The organism is Streptococcus mitis, from assembly GCF_001579035.1.
GTDB lineage: Bacteria > Bacillota > Bacilli > Lactobacillales > Streptococcaceae > Streptococcus > Streptococcus mitis_J.
In genome coordinates this window covers 403,738-404,426 of the sequence record NZ_KQ970285.1, presented here as the reverse complement: position 1 = coordinate 404,426, position 689 = coordinate 403,738, and the positions used below count along the sequence as shown (strand labels likewise).

General features: G+C 40.8%; 1 protein-coding gene. It reads right to left on the bottom strand.

Features of this window, described 5'->3' with window-relative positions; translation table 11 throughout:
• Positions 1-689, bottom strand: a 689-nt coding sequence (locus SMIDD26_RS12545; protein ID WP_419986643.1) for a TOTE conflict system archaeo-eukaryotic primase domain-containing protein, incomplete at both ends; no start/stop codon positions are given.

The following is a 689-nucleotide window of genomic DNA, read 5'->3' as shown; positions in this document are numbered from 1 at the left end:
AACTTCCAAATCCACCCCTTAGGAAGGACATCCTGGTTTGGAAACATGCGATCAAAAGAATCAAAGGACAGTTGCATACTTTCCTGCATTGCCAGTTCTAACAGTTTCTTTCCAAACAAGCGAGCCTCTCGACTCGGAATCGCTTCCTCAAAGAAGAACCAAATATGGAGTCCGTAACCCGAACGAGAAATCTCTAAATGGGCTTCCATCTGGCGTTCCCTGGCTATTCTTCGAATAGTTAAACCGGCTTCTTTCCAATCTCCTTCATCCAAATCCAGTACCAAAAAATAACAGCTATCATCTAAGTGCATAGGAAAGATACCGATAGCTGTCTCCCCACGAAAATGAGATTTCAAAACGGAGTCCGTCAATGTCTGGAAACTCCGTTTTTCAGGTGATAACTGCTTCCAACCATAATTATAGGAAGGAAAATACTGAATTTTCCCTTGTTCATTGATAAAACTCTTAGCATAAACATCATAACGGCCAGCAAACACGGAGGTAAACAATTGTAATTTTTCTTGCGTCGTCAAGTGACTACGTTTAAGTTGGAACATCTCTTCGAACCGAAAGCGTTCCATCACAAACTGACTCTTGTCTTTAAGACGTTTACACAAGAAAAACTCACTATCCCCATTAAAAGAAGAAAAGACATCAAGTACTTCTACCACAATTCCATCCAAAGACAC